Source organism: Leptospira wolffii serovar Khorat str. Khorat-H2, assembly GCF_000306115.2.
GTDB lineage: Bacteria > Spirochaetota > Leptospiria > Leptospirales > Leptospiraceae > Leptospira_B > Leptospira_B wolffii.
Map to the genome: position 1 here is coordinate 152,622 of NZ_AKWX02000004.1, position 18,851 is coordinate 171,472.

Here is an 18,851-nt window from a genome sequence, read left to right on the forward strand (position 1 = left end):
CCAATATTAGATCCAAAAATCCCGGGAAAGATACGGGATCCCTTGCAATCGAGCCGGTATGAAAAAGCGTGCTTTTAGAATATACAAAAAGAATAATATTCTTCGCTTCTTCTTTTTCTTATTAATCTTTCTTTCTCTCTCCTGTTCCTCTTTCGATCTTAGGAACTTATTCTCCGGGCCGATCCAATATGAAAGGGAAGCGGGCGGGTTATGGATTCGACTCCCTTTGAGATCGGTGGACCAATTGCCGGTGCTTTACCTTTCCCTCTCTCCCGAAAAGGAACCTCTCCGTTTTTTAGTGGATACCGGTGCCTTTGTCTCCTTTTTGGAAGATGAGTATTTTCCGGAGGATTCTACTAAGAAGTTTCTTAGCGCCAGTTTTCCCGGAGGAAGCGTGCAGTCCGTCCGCAAGACTCTTAGATCGGATCTGTTCATTCACGGAATCAAGACGATGGAAGGAACAGAATTCTTCTCCCATGATTTTCCTAAGGAACTCAAGGTAAACGGAATCCTAGGGATGAACGCATTTATAGGACTCGTGGTTTCTTTGGAATTGCCGGAGAGAATCTCCATTTGGAAATCCAAAAATTCCTTCCAGACTCCGCCGGGATACTTGGAGGAGAATCTATTCCCCCTGGTTTTAAAATCGGGACAGCCTATGGTGGTTCTCATTCGTCCTCCCGGAGATCGTATGGAGTCTTGGATTTTGGATACGGGGGCGGAGTATACGGTCCTGGATTGGGAGGTCGTCAAGGGAAATCATCCTCCGGAATACCAGGAGGGAAAGGATACTCGGGTCTTTAATTTCGGTGGGGGAATCTTAAAGGCCAAAACACGTTGGATCCGACCCTTTTGTCCTGTTTTTGTGAAGAATTCCCAGGAAGGGATCGGTTTCTGCCTTCCGGAACTGGAGACGTTTCCCGGAGGAATTCCTGCCGATGCTTTGAATGCGGACTATAGAAAGGGTATCGTAGGTATTCTGGGACGGAATTGGATGGAAAACTATCGAATTCTTTTGGACACAAAAAGGAGTCTTATTGGTATAGTAGGAAAGGAATCGGTAGAGGACAAGTGAAGAAGGGCAAGATCATAGTAGCTATGAGCGGAGGGGTGGATAGTGCGGTAACCGCAGGTCTTCTCATGGAAGAAGGCTACGAGGTCATCGGGGTCAATCTACGTACCTGGGAATACGAAGCCCCCGCCTGCGATACCACCAAAAAGTCCTGCTGTTCTCCCGAGGATATACGCGATGCGAGGGATGTGGGTCTCTCCTTGAATATTCCTTTCTATGTGATCAAGATGGAGAAGCTATTCCAGGAAAAGGTCATAGATCGTTTCGTGGACGATTATCGGGACGGAAAGACTCCGAACCCATGTGTAGAATGTAATACTTTCGTGAAATTCGGAGCCTTGTTCGAAAAGGCAAAAGCATTAGGAATCGATAAAATAGCTACCGGACATTACGCGCGTATCGTGGAAGTAAACGGCAGATATTCCGTTTCGAACGCCCAAGATATGAATAAGAACCAGGCCTATTATTTATACGGACTTTCCCAGGAAAATTTGAAGAACACATTATTCCCTTTAGGCGGAATGACCAAGCCGGAAGTAAGGGAAATCGCAAGAAGAATGGGACTGCCGGTCGCTGAAAAAGCGGAGTCCCAAGAGATCTGCTTTATTCCCGAAAACGATTATAGAAAATTCCTGGCTAAGAAGAATATAACTTTCACTCCGGGAGATTTCAAATTATCGAACGGCCAAGTGATCGGAAGACATACGGGAAAAGAGAATTTTACCATCGGGCAAAGAAAGGGTCTGGGGATCGCTTGGAAAACCCCGCTTTACGTGATCTCTATCCAAGACGACGGTACGGTCGTGTTAGGGGAGGAGAGACAAACCTTCGTGGAATCTTTTTTCGTGGACGATCTGAACTTACAAGCATGGGCTCCTGTTTCCGAATCCGAAGAGACCGAATGCAGAGTGCAAGTTCGTTACCGTTCCCGTCCGATCCGCGCGAGAGTCATACGAGTCGGAAATACCGCGCAAGTATTTCCTTCGGAAGAAGTCAAAGGGGTCGCGCCCGGACAATCGGCGGTTTTCTATCCTTTGGAAGAGGAATATCTTTTGGCGGGTGGCATTATCCGGAAAGGCAGTATCGTTACCTATGAAAAATCCGAGTCTTCTCTTACGGAGATTTCTCAATTAGGAGCCGCCGTTCTTCCGTGAGTAAGAAAATCTCCGGCAAAACCATTCTCATTATCGGGGGAGGCCTATTGCAGGTCCCCATCATCCAGACGGCCAAGACCATGGAACTTCGCACCGTCGTGGCCGACATGAACCCGGAGGCTCCCGGTTTAAAAATCTGCGATATTCCGATGATCATGTCCACTAAGGACATAGAAGGCATGGTGAGAGAGTCCAAAAAGCTCGCTTCTTCCATAAAAATCGACGGTGTGATCACCGCAGGTACCGACGCCAGTATGACCGTGGCGGCAGTGGCCAATGCTTTGGATCTTCCCGGAATTCGATTCGTGGACGCAGAGGCCGCTTCTAACAAAGTCAAGATGCGGGAGAGATTGAAAAAAGCGGGGGTCCCGATTCCGGGCTTCGCTCCGGTTTGGAGCATTCAGGATACGAGAGACGCGTTGGAATTCCTACAATTTCCACTGGTCATGAAGCCCGCGGACAATATGGGTGCTAGGGGAGTGGTCAAGGTAAACAACCGTGAGGAATTGCAAGCCGCCTTTAAACACGCAAAGAAATATTCTCCCACAGGTGAGATGATTCTAGAAGAATACATGCCCGGTCCCGAGGTCTCCGTGGACGCCTTGGCCTGGGACGGGAAATTCATGATCACCGGACTCGCGGACCGAATCATAGAAAGAGAACCTTATTTCATAGAGATGGGCCATAATATGCCTTCCGCTCTTTCTCCCGAAATTCAGAAAGAGATCGAAGACGTGATGTTCCGAGGAATGCAGGCCTTGGGGATACGCATAGGCGCGGGAAAAGGAGACATCAAAGTGACGCCCACCGGTGTCAAGGTGGGGGAAATCGCCGCACGTCTTTCCGGCGGTTTCATGTCCGCATTTACTTTTCCCTTATCCAGCGGAATCAATCTGAATCGTGCCGCGATCCTGATCGCGTTAGGAGAGGAGCCGGACAATCTGGAACCTCTGTTTCATCGAGTGTCGATCGAAAGATCTCTTCTCGCTCCCAAGGGAAAACTCTTATCCATAGACGGATTGGAAGACGCAAAGAAGATAGAAGGAGTCACGGATATCTATCTTCTTCATAAAGTCGGGGATATTATCCCAGAGCCCACGAATAATATAGAAAAAACCGGGCATGTCATCATATCCGCGGACAATCTCTCCCAAGCCGAAGGAATCTTTGCGGACGTGTTGAAAACGATCCGTTTCACTTCCGACGAATTATATTCCATCTCCGAAAAAGAAATCGCCGCGAACGCAAGGACCCGATTCGGAAAAGAGATCTGCTGGGTGTGTAAGGTTTGCGACGGTACGGATTGCGCTTCCGGAGTTCCGGGTATGGGCGGCGTGGGAAGAATGCTCACCTTCCAGGACAATTCCAAAGCATTGGAGGAATATTCCATTCTTCCCAGATACATCCGCGAAAACGTAAGAGCGGAAACCAAGACTAAATTTTTAGGCAAAGAAATCTCGACTTCTTTCATGAGCGCTCCTATGACGGGTGCGATCACGAATATAGGCGGAGCCATGGACGAATACACTTTGGCTGCGGTTCTGCTGGAAGGATGTCTGGCTTCGGGCACATTGGCATGGTTAGGCGACGGAGCGAGTCCCGATAAGTATCTTATCATGCTGGAAGCTTTGAAGAAATTCGGAGGAGAAGGAATTCTCATCTGCAAACCTAGAGAAGACGAGGGGCTCATCCGGGAAAGATTCCAGGAAGCCGAGGCGCAAGGAATTTTCGCACTCGGGATGGATATAGACGCTGTGAATTTCAAAACCTTGGTTCAGAAAAAAATCCCTTCTGTCACTCGCGGAGTGGATGCACTCTCTAAGATTCGTTCTTATACAAAACTGCCTTTCATTTTAAAAGGGATTATGAGTCCGGAAGATGCCCTCCTTGCAAGGGAGGCGGGGGCCGATGCGATCGTAGTTTCCAATCATGGGGGAAGGGTGTTAGACGATATGCCCGGAACTGCGAGAGTTTTGCCTGGAATCCGGGAGGCTTTAGGTTCTCATTTTCCAATAGCGGTAGACGGCGGAGTCAGAAGCGGAGCCGACGTGTTCAAGATGCACGCTTTAGGCGCGAATACGGTCTTAATCGGCAGACCCATGGCGATTTCCGCCGTAGGGGGAGGTGTGGCCGGTGTGCGTTATCTAATCGGACAATACACGGAAGGTCTATTGCAGACGATGAACACCGTCGGTGTGTCGAACGTGTCGGAAATTAGGAAAGAATTTATTTTTAGAAAAAAAGAGGATTCGGGTCCTCTTCCATCCGCCTAAAAATCCATCTTTTATCAATGAGCTCGAAGAAAATCGGTCGTTTCTAAAATCCCCCTAACGCATTAGTAGAACCTAATGCAAACAGACCAAATGCGACGATTCGGCTAAAAACTCGGGTTTTTTTCCGATTCGGAAGGAAAACCGCCGGAAATCAGGTTTTTCCTTTCCCTAAAGTAGGGATGCGTTAAACTCGGACAGCGCCGAAACGGCCTATCATTCGGAGGAGGGACGCTTGGATAAGACCGTTAAGGAAACAGACGCTCTTTCAAAAATCCTCCAGACTTTATTTGCCAGACTACCCGTTTCGGTGGAGATCAAAGGCAGATCCTATCCTATAAAAGTCGTAGGAATCAAAGACGGTCTCTATCTTCTAGTCTCCGTTCCCGGAAAATCGGAAGGAGAAAAAACCAGGATTCTATTTCTCACCCACAATAATCATTTCTTTCACGGCGTATTTACCGTTACCCAGAGAAATCCGAGTAACGGAATGGAATTGCTGAGGGTCCAGGCGGTCAAGGTCTCCGAGGCGCAGAGGTCCCAAGGGCGCGTGGATCTGGACGGGCAGAATTCCGAGCCCATCATTCTCACTAATATCATCAATCAATTGCATCTTCGCAGATCCCTCGGCTTCGTAGACAAGGGGGTGGAGACCATTCTCCAGAAGCATGCAAAAAAAATGAAAGAAACCTATCCGGATTCCCTGGTGTATTTTTCCGACAGAATGGATAACCGTCTTCGGATCATGTACAATTTCGAGCAGTCCATTTTTATCACGAACCGATTGGATAGGAGTTCGGGAGGATCCGGTTCCGATTTCGTTCCTGTAGAGGAATATCTGAAACTTATTTCCTTGAACAAAGTGGAGTCGCGTTTCATTTCCGAAATTTCCGTCCTCATTCGATACAAGAATTATACCCCTCTCGGGTATGTGCAGGTACTTTCGGATCGGTCTTTGGATACGGAAGATTATAATAAGATCACTTTGTTTGCCGCGGCGATTTCCAGGGATGTGATCGCTTCCGGATTCTTCCAGGAATCCAAGGAAAAATGCCAGGCGGAAGATATCAGTAGAAACGGTCTCGGTTTTTTCCATCCTCAGTCCATATTCTTCTCACGAAGTTTTGCCGTGGGAGAGGTTCTACTATTCGACTTACAATTGAACGGAGAGTTAAAGGGGACCTTCCGAGCTGCGATACGGAATATTACGAATACCGATAAGATGTTTCGGATCGGTTGTCAATTCTTCAACCTGAACGAAAGGGAAGAACAGATTCTGACCCAATTCATGGATGCGAGACTCGGTCCGGGAGAAGGGGCACAGGCTCCGGAAACCAGTATCGAATCTTCCGAGCCGATCGCTCATTCTGAGCCGCAAGAGGCGATCCAAGAGGAAATTCCGGATATGGGTTTCGGGGAAGACGTCGGAGGAGAAGAAGAGACTGGATAAGACCAAGGAATTCTCCGATCTTAGGACCAAAATTTCGAGGGAAGAAGCCGGGCTTCGGATCGATATTTTTCTTGCGGGTCGTTTCACCTATCAATCCCGTTCGCATTGGAGAAGAATATTAGAAGAAGGTAAAATTCTAGTTCAAGGAAAAAAGCCTAAGCCTTCTCATATTCTGAGAGAAGGGGAGGAGATCGTCTATTTGCCCGAAGAAATCGCAGAGCCTCCCGTGCGGACCGATTTTCGGATTCTATACGAAGACGAAAGATACTTCGCAGTGGAAAAACCGGGAGACCTGCCGGTTCACGCGGCGGGAAGATATAGAAAAAATAATTTAGTCGATCTGATCGAGTCGGATCCTCGCTTTGCCAGACCCTATCTCATACATCGATTGGACCGGGAAACTTCCGGGCTTGTGATCTTCGGAAAGGATAAGGAGGCCGCCTCCCTTTTGTCGGAACAATTCGCCAAGCGCACGGTGCATAAGTCTTATATAGCCTTTGTCTGGGGAGAGTTTCCGAAGAGACTTTCCGCCCGCGGGATACTCACATCGGATCCTCATTCCGCAATCCGAAAAAAGAGAAGGTTCCTTTTCGATTCGCAAAAAGGCCCGGAACCGGGAGAAGAAACGGAGTCGGAGTCTTGCAATACTCGATTTCGTAAAATCGGAGTCGGTAGTATAAAGGGACGATCTTACTCTAAAGTGTTATGCCGTCCGCAAACAGGGAGATTGCACCAAATACGAGCCACTCTCTATTCTTTAGGATTTCCTTTGTTAGGGGACAAGATGTACGGGTCCGACGAAAAAGTGTTCTTGGATTTTATAGAAGGAAAGGAGCCGGACCTGGATTCCCTATTAGGAATGTCTAGACAGGCATTGCATTCCAGTTCTATTTCTTTTCTGCATCCTTTCCGGGGAAAAAGAATCCGGATCCGAAGTCCTCTTTCGGAGGATTTCCCTGTATGAGTCGTACAGAACCGGGCCTCTGGCTTTCCTTAGTTCCTCTTTTCTTTTTGATCGTTTCTTTGACGAGTGCCGGACTACTATTCGGAGGAGGCATCGCTGAAGGTCCCGCTCAAATTCTTCTATTTACCGCGGGTGCGATCTCTGCGGGGATTTCCAGACTTAGAGGAATCGCGTGGATACGAATCGAAGAAACCGTTTTGGATTCCATGAGGAACGTGCTGCAACCGATCGTGATTCTACTCTTGATCGGAGCATTGATCGGAGTTTGGATCCGTTCCGGGATCGTTCCCGCTTTGATCGTTTGGGGGCTGGAATTATTGAAGCCTGAGATTTTTCTTCCTTCGGCGATTATTCTTTCTTCAGTGGTTTCTTTAGCTACGGGTAGTTCCTGGTCCACTGTGGGAACCATGGGAGTTGCCCTAGTAGGAGTGGGCGCGGGACTCGGACTTCCTTTGGGGATGGTGGCGGGAGCCATCGTATCCGGAGCTTACTTCGGAGATAAACTTTCTCCATTTTCGGAGACCACGAATCTTGCGTCTTCGATCACCGGAGTTTCTCTATTATCGCATATTCGTAATATGGCTAGAACTACCTTGCCTGCTTTCGGCATCTGTCTCATCGCCTTCGGTTTTTTAGGAATGGGAACGGAATGGAAAGGAACTTCTTCCGCAGTTTCTCCCGTCATTTCCGTTTTACGTTCGGAATTCGCGATCTCCTGGATATTACTACTTCCTCCTTTGATCACTTTCTGTATGATCTATATGAGGGTTTCCGCGATTCCTTCCATCTTCATCGGCATAGTGACCGGTGGAATCTGTGCGCTTTTCACACAGTCCAATCTTTATTCCGTTTCGGGGGAATGGAGAGAATCGGTTACCTCCGCATTCAAGATTCTAGTCAGCGCCGCTTCGGAAGGAACGAAATTGAAAACAGGAGAACCTATCGTCGACGGTCTTCTTTCCAGGGGTGGGATGTCCTCGATGCTTCCGACTGTATGGTTGATTCTCTCCGCCATGTTTTACGCGGGTACTATGGAGGGAGGAGGCATGACGAAAAGCATCGCAGATTCCATCTTGAAGTGGGTGGGAGGGCGGTCTTCGCTTATCGCAAGCACGGTATTTACCTGTCTCGGCGTGAATTTGCTTTGTGCAGACCAATATTTGGCCATCGTAGTGCCGGGGAAGATGTTCAAGGAAGCCTATCACAGACGAGGTATGGATCCTAGAAATCTCTCCCGTAGCCTGGAAGATTCCGGAACTATGACCTCGGCTTTGGTTCCCTGGAATTCCTGCGGAGCGTTTATGGCTGCGGCACTAGGAGTTCCTACCGCCGTTTATCTTCCTTACGCGTTTTTAAATTTACTTTCTCCCGTCTTCTCTTTAATTTCGGGTGCTACGGGTTGGGGAATCGCGGGAAGATCGGATGGACTTTCGGACAAACCGTCGGAAGAAGGGTTCGGTTCTTAAGCTGGAAGCTACTTCGGTTTCCATAACATTCGTTAGAAGAATATGTTTTAAAAAAAGATTTGTGCTTCTTCTGAACTATGCGAAAATAGGATAAAAGTGAGCAAAAGCTCACATTTTGGGAAAGCGATTTCCCGGTTCGATATATACGTTCAAAATAAGAGGACTCCGATGCCGAGATTCCAAATATTCAAGAGATACGTTTCCTTGCTAGGTCTCCTGGCATTGGGAGTGATGATCGGGAGTCTGGCCTTTTCCTGCGGGAGCAAGGAAAACGAGCCGGACGGGTTTGCGCATGTGGTCATGATAGATAACGCCTTCTCTCCACCTATGCAAAAAATTCCTGTGGGGGGAACGATCGAGTTCGTGAACTCCGGAGCAAATCCGCATAACGCGATTGCGGTAGATAAGTCCTGGTCCACCGAAAAAGCCTACGGAAATATCGTAATGCCTAGGGGTTCCAAGATCAAGATCAGTTATCCTAAGGAAGGAGTATTTCCTTACTACTGTAGTTTCCACGCTTCTCCCGACGGAAAGAACGGAATGGTGGGCGATATAGTCGTGGGTAACGCTGCCTATAACCCTGCCGCCAGAGCCGGGAAGAACTGGAAAACCACCGATAAATTCTCCGGAGTCACTCGCAAGGTTCCTCAAGTTTATCCTACCATCCAAAACGCTGTGGATGCAGCTTCTCCCGGAGACCTGGTTCTTGTGGACGAAGGCGTCTATTACGAGGAGGTCGTGGTTACGACTCCTTCACTAGTGATCCGAGGAACGGATAGAAATAAGGTCATCTTAGACGGGCAATTCCAAAGAGGAAACGGAATCATCGTAGTCGGGGCGGACGGGGTAGCGGTCGAGAATATGACCGCTAGAAACTCCACATTGAACGGTTTCTTTTGGACGGGTGTAAAAGGTTACCGCGGTTCCTATCTAACCGCGTATAATAACGGAGACTACGGAATCTACTCCTTTGACTCAGTAAACGGAGTATTAGAACATTCTTATGCGTCCGGTTCTCCGGATGCCGGAGTATACGTGGGGCAATGTTATCCTTGTAAGGCCATTCTCTACGATCTGATTTCGGAAAATAGCGCTCTCGGGTATTCCGGAACCAATGCCGGTGGAGAGTTATATATCATTAGCTCCATTTGGAGAAACAATGTCGTGGGATTGGGGCCGAATTCCTTGGATAGAGAACTTCTCCCTCCGGAAAGGGAAACTACGATCGTAGGAAACCTGATCTACGATAATAATAATTTAACCGCTCCGATCAAACCTCTGGAATATCCTTCTTACGGAACCGGAATATTGATCGCAGGGGGACTCCGAAATATCATCAAGAATAACGTAGTGATCGGTCATGATAATTACGGAATCGCGATCTTCCCGAATTTGGACGAGAATTTCTGGTTCTCCCACCAAAACGTGATCGAAGGGAATTTGGTACATTCTTCCGGTTTCGGAGACCTGACTCAGGCGGGTCCGATCGCTGTGGGTAACTGTTTCTCCGGAAACAAATTCCAGACTTCGGTTCCTCCTTTATTAGAAAAAACGAATTCATGCGGTTCCGGACTCCGTTTGCCGATGGGGGGAGAGATATTTACCGCTTTGAACGCTCTCTCTTTGATGGTGGATGCGACCCACGGAAATTATCCTTCGGGTGATTGGAAGAGCCAACCCATTCCTCTTGCACAGGAAAACATGCCCGGCGGAGTCGGGGCCCCGATTAAACCTGCGCTTCATCCTTTCGAGGATTTCGGTTTGGACTTGAATAAGGTCGCTTTGCCTAAGGAAGCGGAGAAGATTCTCGCGGAGAGAAAACCGAAATTCGGGGACGTTCTCGGAGGATTCTCGGTTCCTAAACCGTTGGATATCCAAATCGTTCTCTTCCGCTGGTTGGGATATTTGCTTCCTATGCTACTTTACGTCTGCCTTGTGAGCTTGAGTATTTACGACCTGGCATCCAAATCGCAGGCTAGCCTTGGAAAATACCTTTGGTTGGCGTTTGTGGCTCTCGTCCCTTATCTGGGGGGAGGAGCGTATCTGCTTTCCGGTAAATCCTCCTATCCGAAATATCTACGCTTTACCGTAGTCTTTGCGGGTTTTGGAGTCTCGATCGCATTTATCCTTTATTTGGGACTTACGATCGTAGGAAACGTGGGAGCCGGTTGATCCGGCTCAGAATAGAACATTAGAATTTATTTAAGGAGTTTATTTATGGCAACTACTCAGATTTTAGAACCGGGTTTCTTCACTCTTCTATTCAATTTTTACGGATATTATATCTTCTATATCCTTTTCGCTCTTTGGGCGCCTTTGGCATTGATCGACCTTTCCAAAAGGGACGATGTGACCCCGAAACAAGGCAGTCTTTGGGCGGCGGCGATCGTTCTTGTTCCCTTGATCGGAGCGGGAGCCTATCATATCGCCGGGGGTTCCAAGATTCCTTCCTGGGCCAAGACTAGCTTGGTTTACGGAGGTATAGGTTTATTAGCGCTGACGCTCGTAATTTCTACGATCGCCCGTTTCTAATCGGGAGTTAAAAATGAATCGGAAGGATTTCCTTCGCTGGTTGGGAATAGGGGGAGCCGGGATTGCCGCCGGGACCGGGCTTGCCGGCTTCGTCTCCTCCGATAAAAAAGGAGGGGAGATTTGTAGGACCTTCCCTCAAGCTCCCGCACAGGGCGCGAATCTTTCGGTTCGTCTTCCCGGAGCCATCGGAGGGAACTCCTACGGAAGTATGGTGCATCCTCCTATGTATACGGATGCATCCTTTCTTTCCCGCATGGAACTGCATTCTTCCATTCCCCAGGCTCCTCCCGGAAATTCGTTTCAAACCGAAATGAATATCATAGAGATGCCTTTAACCGTGGCTCATGAAACGGTAATGAATGCTTGGACTTTCGATGGGATCGTTCCGGGAAAAGTACTACGAGCGAGGCTAGGGCAGAATATGGAGATTCTTTTCAGAAACCATTCTTCTCATCCTCACTCCGTTCATTTTCACGGGACCCATGATCCGCAGCAGGACGGTTGGGAACCGATCGCTCCGGGAGCAGAAAAGACTTACAAGATCCAAGCGGGTCCGATAGGTTTCCATCCTTATCATTGTCATGTTCCTCCTTTGGCGAGTCATATGGCGAAGGGGCTTTACGGAGGATTCATAGTGGATCCTCCCGGAGGCAGACCTCCTGCATTGGAATTCATGCTTATACTTGCCGGCTGGGATCTGAAAGAGGTCGGTAGAAACGATATCTATGCTTGGAACGGAATCGCAGGCTTTTACGATCGCTTTCCGATCAAGGTTCCGGTGGGTAAGAAGGTTCGCTTGTATATAGCGAATATGACGGAATACGATCCGATCGCATCCTTCCATCTTCATTCCCAGACATTCGACGTATATCGAACCGGAACGAAACTGACTCCGGACGAACATACGGATGTGGTTACATTAGGACAGACGGAGAGGGTAATTATAGAATTTACTCTGACCAAGCGCGGCAGATATATGTTCCATCCCCACCAGACTCATATGGCGGACAGAGGGGCCATGGGTTGGATCGTGGGTGTTTAAGAAGTGGTTCTAATATTATAATTTATGAAATTGAATAAATACGTTTTCCCCGTGGGGATTTTGGTTTTAGGCCTCGTCGCCGGATATTTCGGTCGTAAATTCTCTCAAGACGGAAATTTTGCCTCTTCGGACCCGGTGCCGGAATGGAAAACCGCGGTCTTAAAGGATACCTCGGGCAAAGACGTTCGTTTGGGAGAATTGCCCGGAAATATATTCGTGCTTTATTTCGGATTCTCTCATTGCCCGGATATGTGCCCCATGGCTTTAACGGATATCGAAAAGGCTTTCAGTCTTTTGGGAAATGATGCTCAAAATGCGAAGCCAATTTTTATAACCGTGGATCCTGAGAGGGATACTCCGGAGGTCTTGCGCAAATATGTGGAGAGGTTTCCCGGGAAGGATCTAGAGGCATTGACCGGAACGAAAGAGGAAATCGAAGGACTCCAGAAAGGATTCGGTAGTTTTTCCAGAAAGGTCCAGGCTCCTAACGCTCCCGACGGTTACGGAGTCGATCATAGTCTTTTCATTTATTTAGTGGATAGGGAAGGGCGGATTTTAAAAGCATTTCCGACAGGGATCAAGGGAGAAGAATTGGCCGAGGAGATCCGAAAAGTTTTGTAGATAGGAAAAGGGCGGGCACTCGCTAACTCTAATCGAAACGGGATTTCCGTTCAATAATCTATCATTTGGTCAATAAATTGACAGTTCCTACATGAATACTACGCATACTTTTTTGTTTGCAATAGTTAGATTTTTCTGATATAGCGAAATCCGTCCCTTTCTCCCACTAAGCCCGCCCCCTCCACCCAAACTCTGTACGTCCGGGAACATAGGTAACAGTTTAGACCGGAGACATGGGTTACACTTTTAATATCCTAGAGACCTTCTGTCTTTTTTCATCAAATATTCCTATTTTAACAAAGCTAAAATAAATTGTCCAAATACCATCCTCCACTGGCTCGAAGCCTATATACTCGCCCCCTAAACTTTTAGTAACAAAGAACCTTTTATTCTTCCAATAAAAATTCCCATCATCCACCTTCCGGACCTCGAAGTGACCAGGGTAAGAAATCTCCGGTATACGATTCGGAAATGATCTTGTAGATGCCTTATAAAAATGAGATGGTGTCTTTTGCCCTAAGGCTTCGTGAGGACGTTCGTTATTGTATTCTTTCCTAAACCTATCAAAAGATTTTTGCTGCTGCTTCATATTCGAACGGATTGGATAAACAGCTTCTGCCTTTAGGGTCCTGTGCATTCTCTCATGCCTTCCGTTCTCCTGTGGCTTGCCCGGCTGGATACGTTCGGGTAAGATTCCTAATTTGATCCACCAAGTAGAAAGTAGCGAAATTCCTAATCCTGCTGCAAAAGGGATCCCGTTGTCTGTTCGTATTGCATTAGGAAGTCCATATTCCCTAAAACATCTCTCGAATTCCTTTTTAGTTTCATATGTTCTTGTTCCGGATAAACCCTTGCAACAGAGTAAGAAGCGGCTATATCCGTCTGAAATCGTTAACGGGTAACAACGAATCCCATCCTTTAACTTAAAATCTCCTTTGAAATCTGCACACCATACTGCGTTTGCATGATCATACCCCTTGAAAGGTTCAGAGTATCTTGCCATTCCCTGCCGTTTCTTTTTAGATTTTACTAAACCTCTTTTTTGCAGAATGATTCCTATCGTGCTTGCAGCAGGCCAGTCCAACTCCGGATGAGAATTTTCCAGAAACGCAAGAAGCTTTCGAGGCCCCCAGGTTGGATGATCTTTACGAATTCCTATGATCATCCTTTCTTCGGCAAAGCCCACTTGATTCGGATTTGAATGTGGAGCTCGATTTTTATCTAATAATCCTTCAGGACCTTCTTTACGGTAACGGTCCAGCCATTTGTAACCGGTCTTCCTACTTATACCAAATGTCTCACAAAGAGAACTCATCGATACATTACCATCGCAGACTGCTGCAATGAATTTTACTTTCTCGTCCATAGGTGACACCTCTTTCCACGGCAAAGGATTAGCCCTCCTTTGCATACGTTTAGTGTTACCTATGTTCCCGGTCTATTTTGTTACCCATGTCTCCGGTTTGTACCCGGGCGGGGGCTCGTCTGTTCTGGTCGGAGGAACGGAATTTCCGTTCAGAATTTTCACGATTGGTTGGGATGCCGGCCGGGCTGCGGCCTTCCTGAATAAAATTACACTCTACCTACTGCTTCGTGAAGCGCGCTAGGGGGGATGTTTGCGATCTCTCTATGATTTTGGTCGGATTAAATTCGATTTCAATCTTTATCATAGAAAGCGAATGCGACCGCGAGAAGGATAAGAAAGAAACTAACTGCGTGGTTCCATTTCAGTCTTTCTCTTAACACCAGGACGGCAAAGCCGATGAATACCGTGATCGTGATGACTTCCTGGAGAATTTTCAACTGAAAGCCGCTCAGTTCATCCTCCGCATAGCCGATCCGATTGGCTGGAACCATAAGACAATACTCGAATAGAGCGATTCCCCAGGAGATGAGGATGGTCTTCCATAATGGGAAATCCTTGAAGAATTTCAAATGCCCGTACCAAGCGAAGGTCATGAACAGATTGGATAGGGTCAGTAAAGCGAATGTCCTCATAAGACCAGAGAATCCAGCCTCGGGATTTAGGGCAAAAAAAAACCGGAGAACTTCTTCTCCGGTTAGGATCGATAAGGTTGTTGCGATTGCCTTTTAAGCGGATTTCACTTCGATTTTTTTGGTCTGGGGTTTTTTGCGAGGGAGCTTCAGCTCCAATACTCCGTTTTTCAATACCGCCGAGATTCCATCCTCTTCCACGGATTCGGACAATACGAAGTTCCTTCTGTAATCACCGGCTCTGTATTCGGAATACCTGAGTTCTCCTTGCACTTCCGGAACTGTGGTCTTAGCGGATATCCTCAGTTCGTTCTTCTCTAGGGAGATTTCCAGATCGGATTCTTTGACTCCCGGAAGATCGATGCGTAGTACATGTTCTTCTTCGTTCGAATATAAATCAGTTGCCGGAGTATAGAGAGGTTTGGAAGTCCTATTCTCCTTAGTGGTTTCCGTATTCGTCTCTTTATTCAATAATTCTGTTGTGCTCATCTTCAATCTCCTTAGGCCTTGGCTTCGATTCGGATCTTTCTAGGCTTCTCGCTCTCTTGCACGGGCAAGCGGAGTGTTAGTACTCCATCTTGGACCTTGGCTTGCACTTTTTCGGAATCCACCGCCACGGGGAGTTCCAACTGTCTTTTGAAATTTCCTCTAGCTCTTTCTTGTCGTCTAGGATGTTCGGTTTTGGAATCCTTCCATTCTCCCGCGATGGTAAGAATGTTATGGGCGACCGTAATTTCCAGGTCCTCGGGAGCTAGTCCAGGGATCTCGGCAGTAACCGTGATATGATCCGAGTCGGCATATACGTTTAGGGCCGGATACGAATGTCCCCCCTCCCAAATCGGATCGAAGAGATTATGAATCCGGTGTTGTAGTCCGAAAACTTGGCTGAATAAGTCGTGCTTTCTCATGATTTTGCCTCCATTGCTTTTTGGCACTCGTATATATAGAGTGCCAAAAAGGATAAAAAGTTCAATCTCTTTTTTGAAAATTTAGCACTCTTTTTTATCGAGTGCCAGGGAGGGGGATTTTGATGTTCCGAGGAGAATCGGCCGAAGAACTGGCTTAAAAACCTAGGCTTTCCGACAAAAAAAGAATCGGACAAGTAGGGTTTCTTCCAGTCTTTTGGAACTGCGGAGCGCATTCTTGGAATCGGAAGAAACGAAAAATCCTACGAAAATTCTACTCATTCGGTGTAAGGACGAACCCGGCCTCATTCATCGAATTACTGGGTTCTTGGCCAAAATCGGAGCTAATATCTTGAGTAATCAGGAATTCGTAGAACCTCTGGAGAAGGTATTCTTCATGAGAACCGAGTATTCCTGTCCCAGGGGAGAATCGGATGAGAATCTTTTTATCGAACTACGAAAGGTACTTCCTGCCGATGCCGAGCTCAGACTCTCCCGTCCGGAAAGGGCGAGAGTCGTAGTACTTGCCACCAAAGAGCCCCATTGTTTGGGAGATATTCTTCTGCGCTGGAGATATGGAGAACTCCCTATGGAGCTTTCCGGAGTGATTTCCAATCACGAGGTATTAGGAGACCTCGTCCGAGATTTCGGGATTCCATTTTACTGCATTCCAAGCGAAGGCATGGATCGGGAGGAACACGAGTCTCTCTTGAACGAAAAGATTGCGGAACTGAAACCGGATTGGATCGTTCTTGCTAAATACATGCGTATCCTTACTCCGGAATTCGTCCGGAAATGGGAGAATCGGATCCTGAATATCCATCATTCTTTTTTGCCCGCTTTCGTAGGAGCAAAGCCGTACGAGCAGGCTTACAAAAGGGGAGTGAAGATCATCGGTGGCACGGCTCATATGGTCACCGAAAGTTTGGACGAAGGACCCATTCTAGTCCAGGACGTGAGCCATGTGGATCATAGTTATTCTCCGGAACGTTTGGTTTTGTACGGTAGAGACTTGGAAAAAGTGGTTTTGGCCAAGGCTTTACGCCTTCTTTTGGAATCCAGAGTCATGGTATTCCAAAATCGTACGGTGATATTTGAATGATCCCGGTTTTCATTTTTTATTTCCCTTACCCATCGACGAACGATTCCGATTGACCGAATCCGAATCTAAGTGCCTTTTAATCATTTCCGATCGTTTCGAAATCCCATGAGTTTTAAAAGAATCCGCCTTCCCGTTGCCTTGCTTCTTTCCTCCATTCCTCTTTTGCTTTCCTTTTTCGGATATTTGCCCCCTCCTGTGGGAGGGATGTTTTTCATCTTCTTTTTAGCCGCAGGCTTTTGGATCTTCGAAATCATTCCCGGGCATGCAACCTCCATTCTCATCATTCTTGCAGAGATACTCCTTTTTTCGAATCCGGGCAAATGGGAGATTCTTCGACCTTATCACCCAGGACCCGGAAAGAATCCTGTTCCCGGAATCTTTCTTTCTTCCTTAGCGGATTCGGCGGTCATTCTATTCTTAGGAAGTTTTGCTTTGGCAAAGGCTTGCGTGAAAGTAGGAGTGGATCGCTGGTTGGCAAACCGGGTACTTCCTTATTTCGGAACCAAGCCCCAGTTCGTTCTATTAGGTCTCATGTGCATTACGGCGACCATTTCTCTCTGGATGAGCAATACTGCCACCGCCTCCCTCATGATCGCGCTGGTATTTCCTCTCTTATCCGCTCTGGACTCGGAGGAAAAATTTCGCAAGGCCGTATTGATAGGAATTCCTTTCGCTGCCAATTTGGGAGGAATCGGAACTCCCATAGGTTCTCCTCCAAACGTAATCGCTTTCGCCAATTTAAAGAACCAGGGATATGGAGAATTTCTTTCTTTCGGAACCTGGATGCTTGTAGCCGTTCCGTTATTGCTGTTACTTCTTGCGGCTGCTTGGTTTTGGCTACTGAAGGCCTTTCCCGCTTCCGAGGGTTTGAGTATATCGCTACATTACGGTTCCGCAGAAGATTCCGTTTCTAAGAAGAAGCTGAGATTCGTTTTGTTCGGATTCTTTTTCACGGTTCTTCTTTGGTTGAGCGAATCCTGGCATGGAATTCCGGCGGGAGTTGTAGCTCTAGTTCCTCTATTATTATTCACTTCTTTGGGGATCTTGGGATCCGAAGATTTGAGATCATTAGAATGGGACGTTTTGATTTTAGTCGCGGGCGGAATCGCTTTAGGGACCGGAATCGAAAAAAGCGGGGCGGGAATCTGGTTCGGAGAAATCATCGGGTCCAATACGGGTCCCGGAGAAAGCGTTTGGGTGTTAGGGATCTTTTTCTCTATCGGTCTTTTTCTTTCTACCTTCCTTTCTAATACGGCCACTGCGAATTTGCTTGTTCCTTTGGCATTACCGGTTGCCGCTCTTTTGCAACCCGGGAACTCTTCCTATGCGATACAATTGGTTTTAGGTTCCGCCTTGGGAGCTTCTCTCGCTATGTCCTTACCGGTTTCCACTCCTCCGAATGCAGTCGCCTATGCAGTGGGGGGATTCGAGATCCGAGATATGGCAAAGGTGGGAGTGAAGATCGGAATTCTCGGGCTCATCTTGGTTCTTTTGGGTTTCCTTCTCTTTAGTTGAATATTTTATAAAAACATAAATTATCCGGAATCACTTTTCCGGGTAACGCGCCTGATTTTCGAAAAATTATCCTTCAGAATTTCGATGGATTGAATAAGGTTCGGAATATGAAAACAGTTTTGGAAATACCGGAAACATTATTCAAAAAAGCGAATGCTTTAGCTGAAGAAGAAGGGATTCCTTTTTCCGGATTGGTTCTTACCTCCTTGGTAAATTCTTTAGAAGTCAAACTTGCCTTTCGAAAAGTGGACTTCGATTGGCATAAAGATTCGTATGGCTGGCCTGTGATTTCCCGTGGCGGGATGCGGGTCAGCGACGACTTGGTAAATTCTATACGTAAAGAAATCAGAATATAGGTCAAAGATTCAATTCTAACAAATATAGCCAAGGACCGATGGGATACCTTTTGGATGTAAATGTGCTGATCGCTTTGACGGACTCGAATCACGAATTCCATGAGGCCGCCTGGGAATGGTTTTTAGAGAGATCTTCCGAGGCATGGGCTACTTGTCCAATTACGAAAAACGGATTTGTTCGTATTTTCGGAAGCCCAAAATATCCGAACGGTCCCGGTTCCGAGGAGAAGGCAAGAGAACTCCTTTCGCAACTTAGGTTGGTGATATTTCTATTTCGAATCTTTCCATTTTTCCGGATTTGAGGTTCTCTCTTTCTAAGAACCTTACAAATCTACATTTCTTGGGGCTTGCCGTAAGCCATTCCTGTAAATTCGTGAGTTTTGATGCCGGGATCCCTTGGGCTCAAA

The 18,851-nt window shown here is 47.2% G+C and carries 17 protein-coding genes; 13 read left to right on the forward strand and 4 right to left on the reverse strand.

The window, feature by feature from the left end:
• Positions 1-58 precede the first annotated feature (58 nt).
• From LEP1GSC061_RS00745 to LEP1GSC061_RS00790, 10 genes are all read left to right on the forward strand, one after another.
• Positions 59-1,075 carry a pepsin/retropepsin-like aspartic protease family protein gene (locus LEP1GSC061_RS00745; protein ID WP_016543566.1) on the forward strand — a complete coding sequence of 339 codons (1,017 nt, stop codon included), beginning with the start codon at positions 59-61 and terminating at the stop codon, positions 1,073-1,075.
• The gene (gene mnmA, locus LEP1GSC061_RS00750; RefSeq protein WP_016543359.1) at positions 1,072-2,226 is read left to right on the forward strand and encodes a tRNA 2-thiouridine(34) synthase MnmA; all 1,155 of its coding nucleotides are present in this window, start codon (positions 1,072-1,074) and stop codon (positions 2,224-2,226) included. Before LEP1GSC061_RS00745 ends, mnmA begins: the two co-directional genes overlap by 4 nt.
• Positions 2,202-4,499 (forward strand): alpha-hydroxy-acid oxidizing protein, encoded by a 2,298-nt coding sequence (locus LEP1GSC061_RS00755; protein WP_332248689.1) that lies wholly within the window; start codon positions 2,202-2,204, stop codon positions 4,497-4,499. The genes mnmA and LEP1GSC061_RS00755 overlap by 25 nt, the downstream gene beginning before the upstream one ends.
• Positions 4,500-4,731: 232 nt before the next feature.
• Complete coding sequence (locus tag LEP1GSC061_RS00760; protein ID WP_016544034.1) at positions 4,732-5,946, forward strand: PilZ domain-containing protein; 1,215 nt, start codon at positions 4,732-4,734, stop codon at positions 5,944-5,946.
• Positions 5,947-6,010: 64 nt separating this feature from the next.
• Positions 6,011-6,910 carry an RluA family pseudouridine synthase gene (locus LEP1GSC061_RS00765; protein WP_040507851.1) on the forward strand — a complete coding sequence of 300 codons (900 nt, stop codon included), beginning with the start codon at positions 6,011-6,013 and terminating at the stop codon, positions 6,908-6,910.
• A complete protein-coding gene (nhaC, locus tag LEP1GSC061_RS00770; protein WP_016543690.1) occupies positions 6,907-8,376 on the forward strand; it encodes a Na+/H+ antiporter NhaC in 1,470 nt (489 codons plus the stop codon). Before LEP1GSC061_RS00765 ends, nhaC begins: the two co-directional genes overlap by 4 nt.
• 168 nt (positions 8,377-8,544) lie before the next feature.
• Positions 8,545-10,548, forward strand: coding sequence for a right-handed parallel beta-helix repeat-containing protein (locus tag LEP1GSC061_RS00775; protein ID WP_016543477.1), 2,004 nt, complete (start codon positions 8,545-8,547; stop codon positions 10,546-10,548).
• A gap of 45 nt (positions 10,549-10,593) precedes the next feature.
• A complete protein-coding gene (locus tag LEP1GSC061_RS00780; protein WP_016543556.1) occupies positions 10,594-10,908 on the forward strand; it encodes a PLDc N-terminal domain-containing protein in 315 nt (104 codons plus the stop codon).
• A gap of 13 nt (positions 10,909-10,921) precedes the next feature.
• Positions 10,922-11,950: a multicopper oxidase domain-containing protein gene (locus LEP1GSC061_RS00785; protein ID WP_016543699.1), complete on the forward strand. Its 1,029-nt coding sequence runs from the start codon at positions 10,922-10,924 to the stop codon at positions 11,948-11,950.
• Positions 11,951-11,974: 24 nt separating this feature from the next.
• Positions 11,975-12,571, forward strand: coding sequence for an SCO family protein (locus tag LEP1GSC061_RS00790; protein ID WP_016543614.1), 597 nt, complete (start codon positions 11,975-11,977; stop codon positions 12,569-12,571).
• Between the two features lie 238 nt (positions 12,572-12,809).
• Here the strand turns inward: LEP1GSC061_RS00790 and LEP1GSC061_RS00795 are convergent, their stop codons facing one another.
• From LEP1GSC061_RS00795 to LEP1GSC061_RS00810, 4 genes are all read right to left on the reverse strand, one after another.
• Positions 12,810-13,961, reverse strand: a complete 1,152-nt coding sequence (locus tag LEP1GSC061_RS00795) for an integrase core domain-containing protein (RefSeq protein ID WP_415751817.1) — start codon at positions 13,959-13,961, stop codon at positions 12,810-12,812.
• Positions 13,962-14,227: 266 nt separating this feature from the next.
• Entirely contained in the window at positions 14,228-14,569 is a 342-nt protein-coding gene (locus LEP1GSC061_RS00800; protein WP_016543899.1) for a DMT family protein, read from the reverse strand.
• A gap of 93 nt (positions 14,570-14,662) precedes the next feature.
• A complete protein-coding gene (locus LEP1GSC061_RS00805) occupies positions 14,663-15,055 on the reverse strand; it encodes an Hsp20/alpha crystallin family protein (RefSeq protein ID WP_016544005.1) in 393 nt (130 codons plus the stop codon).
• 11 nt (positions 15,056-15,066) lie between these two features.
• Positions 15,067-15,474 carry an Hsp20/alpha crystallin family protein gene (locus LEP1GSC061_RS00810; protein WP_016543533.1) on the reverse strand — a complete coding sequence of 136 codons (408 nt, stop codon included), beginning with the start codon at positions 15,472-15,474 and terminating at the stop codon, positions 15,067-15,069.
• Positions 15,475-15,709: 235 nt separating this feature from the next.
• Between LEP1GSC061_RS00810 and purU the strand changes: the two genes are divergently transcribed.
• The 3 genes from purU (at position 15,710) to LEP1GSC061_RS00830 (ending at position 18,444) form a co-directional block, all read left to right on the forward strand.
• Positions 15,710-16,573: a formyltetrahydrofolate deformylase gene (purU, locus tag LEP1GSC061_RS00820; RefSeq protein WP_016543345.1), complete on the forward strand. Its 864-nt coding sequence runs from the start codon at positions 15,710-15,712 to the stop codon at positions 16,571-16,573.
• 105 nt (positions 16,574-16,678) lie between these two features.
• On the forward strand, positions 16,679-18,088 hold the full coding sequence (locus LEP1GSC061_RS00825; RefSeq protein ID WP_040507516.1) for an SLC13 family permease: 1,410 nt from the start codon (positions 16,679-16,681) through the stop codon (positions 18,086-18,088).
• A 107-nt stretch (positions 18,089-18,195) separates the two neighbouring features.
• Positions 18,196-18,444, forward strand: a complete 249-nt coding sequence (locus LEP1GSC061_RS00830) for a hypothetical protein (RefSeq protein WP_040507518.1) — start codon at positions 18,196-18,198, stop codon at positions 18,442-18,444.
• Positions 18,445-18,851 lie beyond the last annotated feature (407 nt).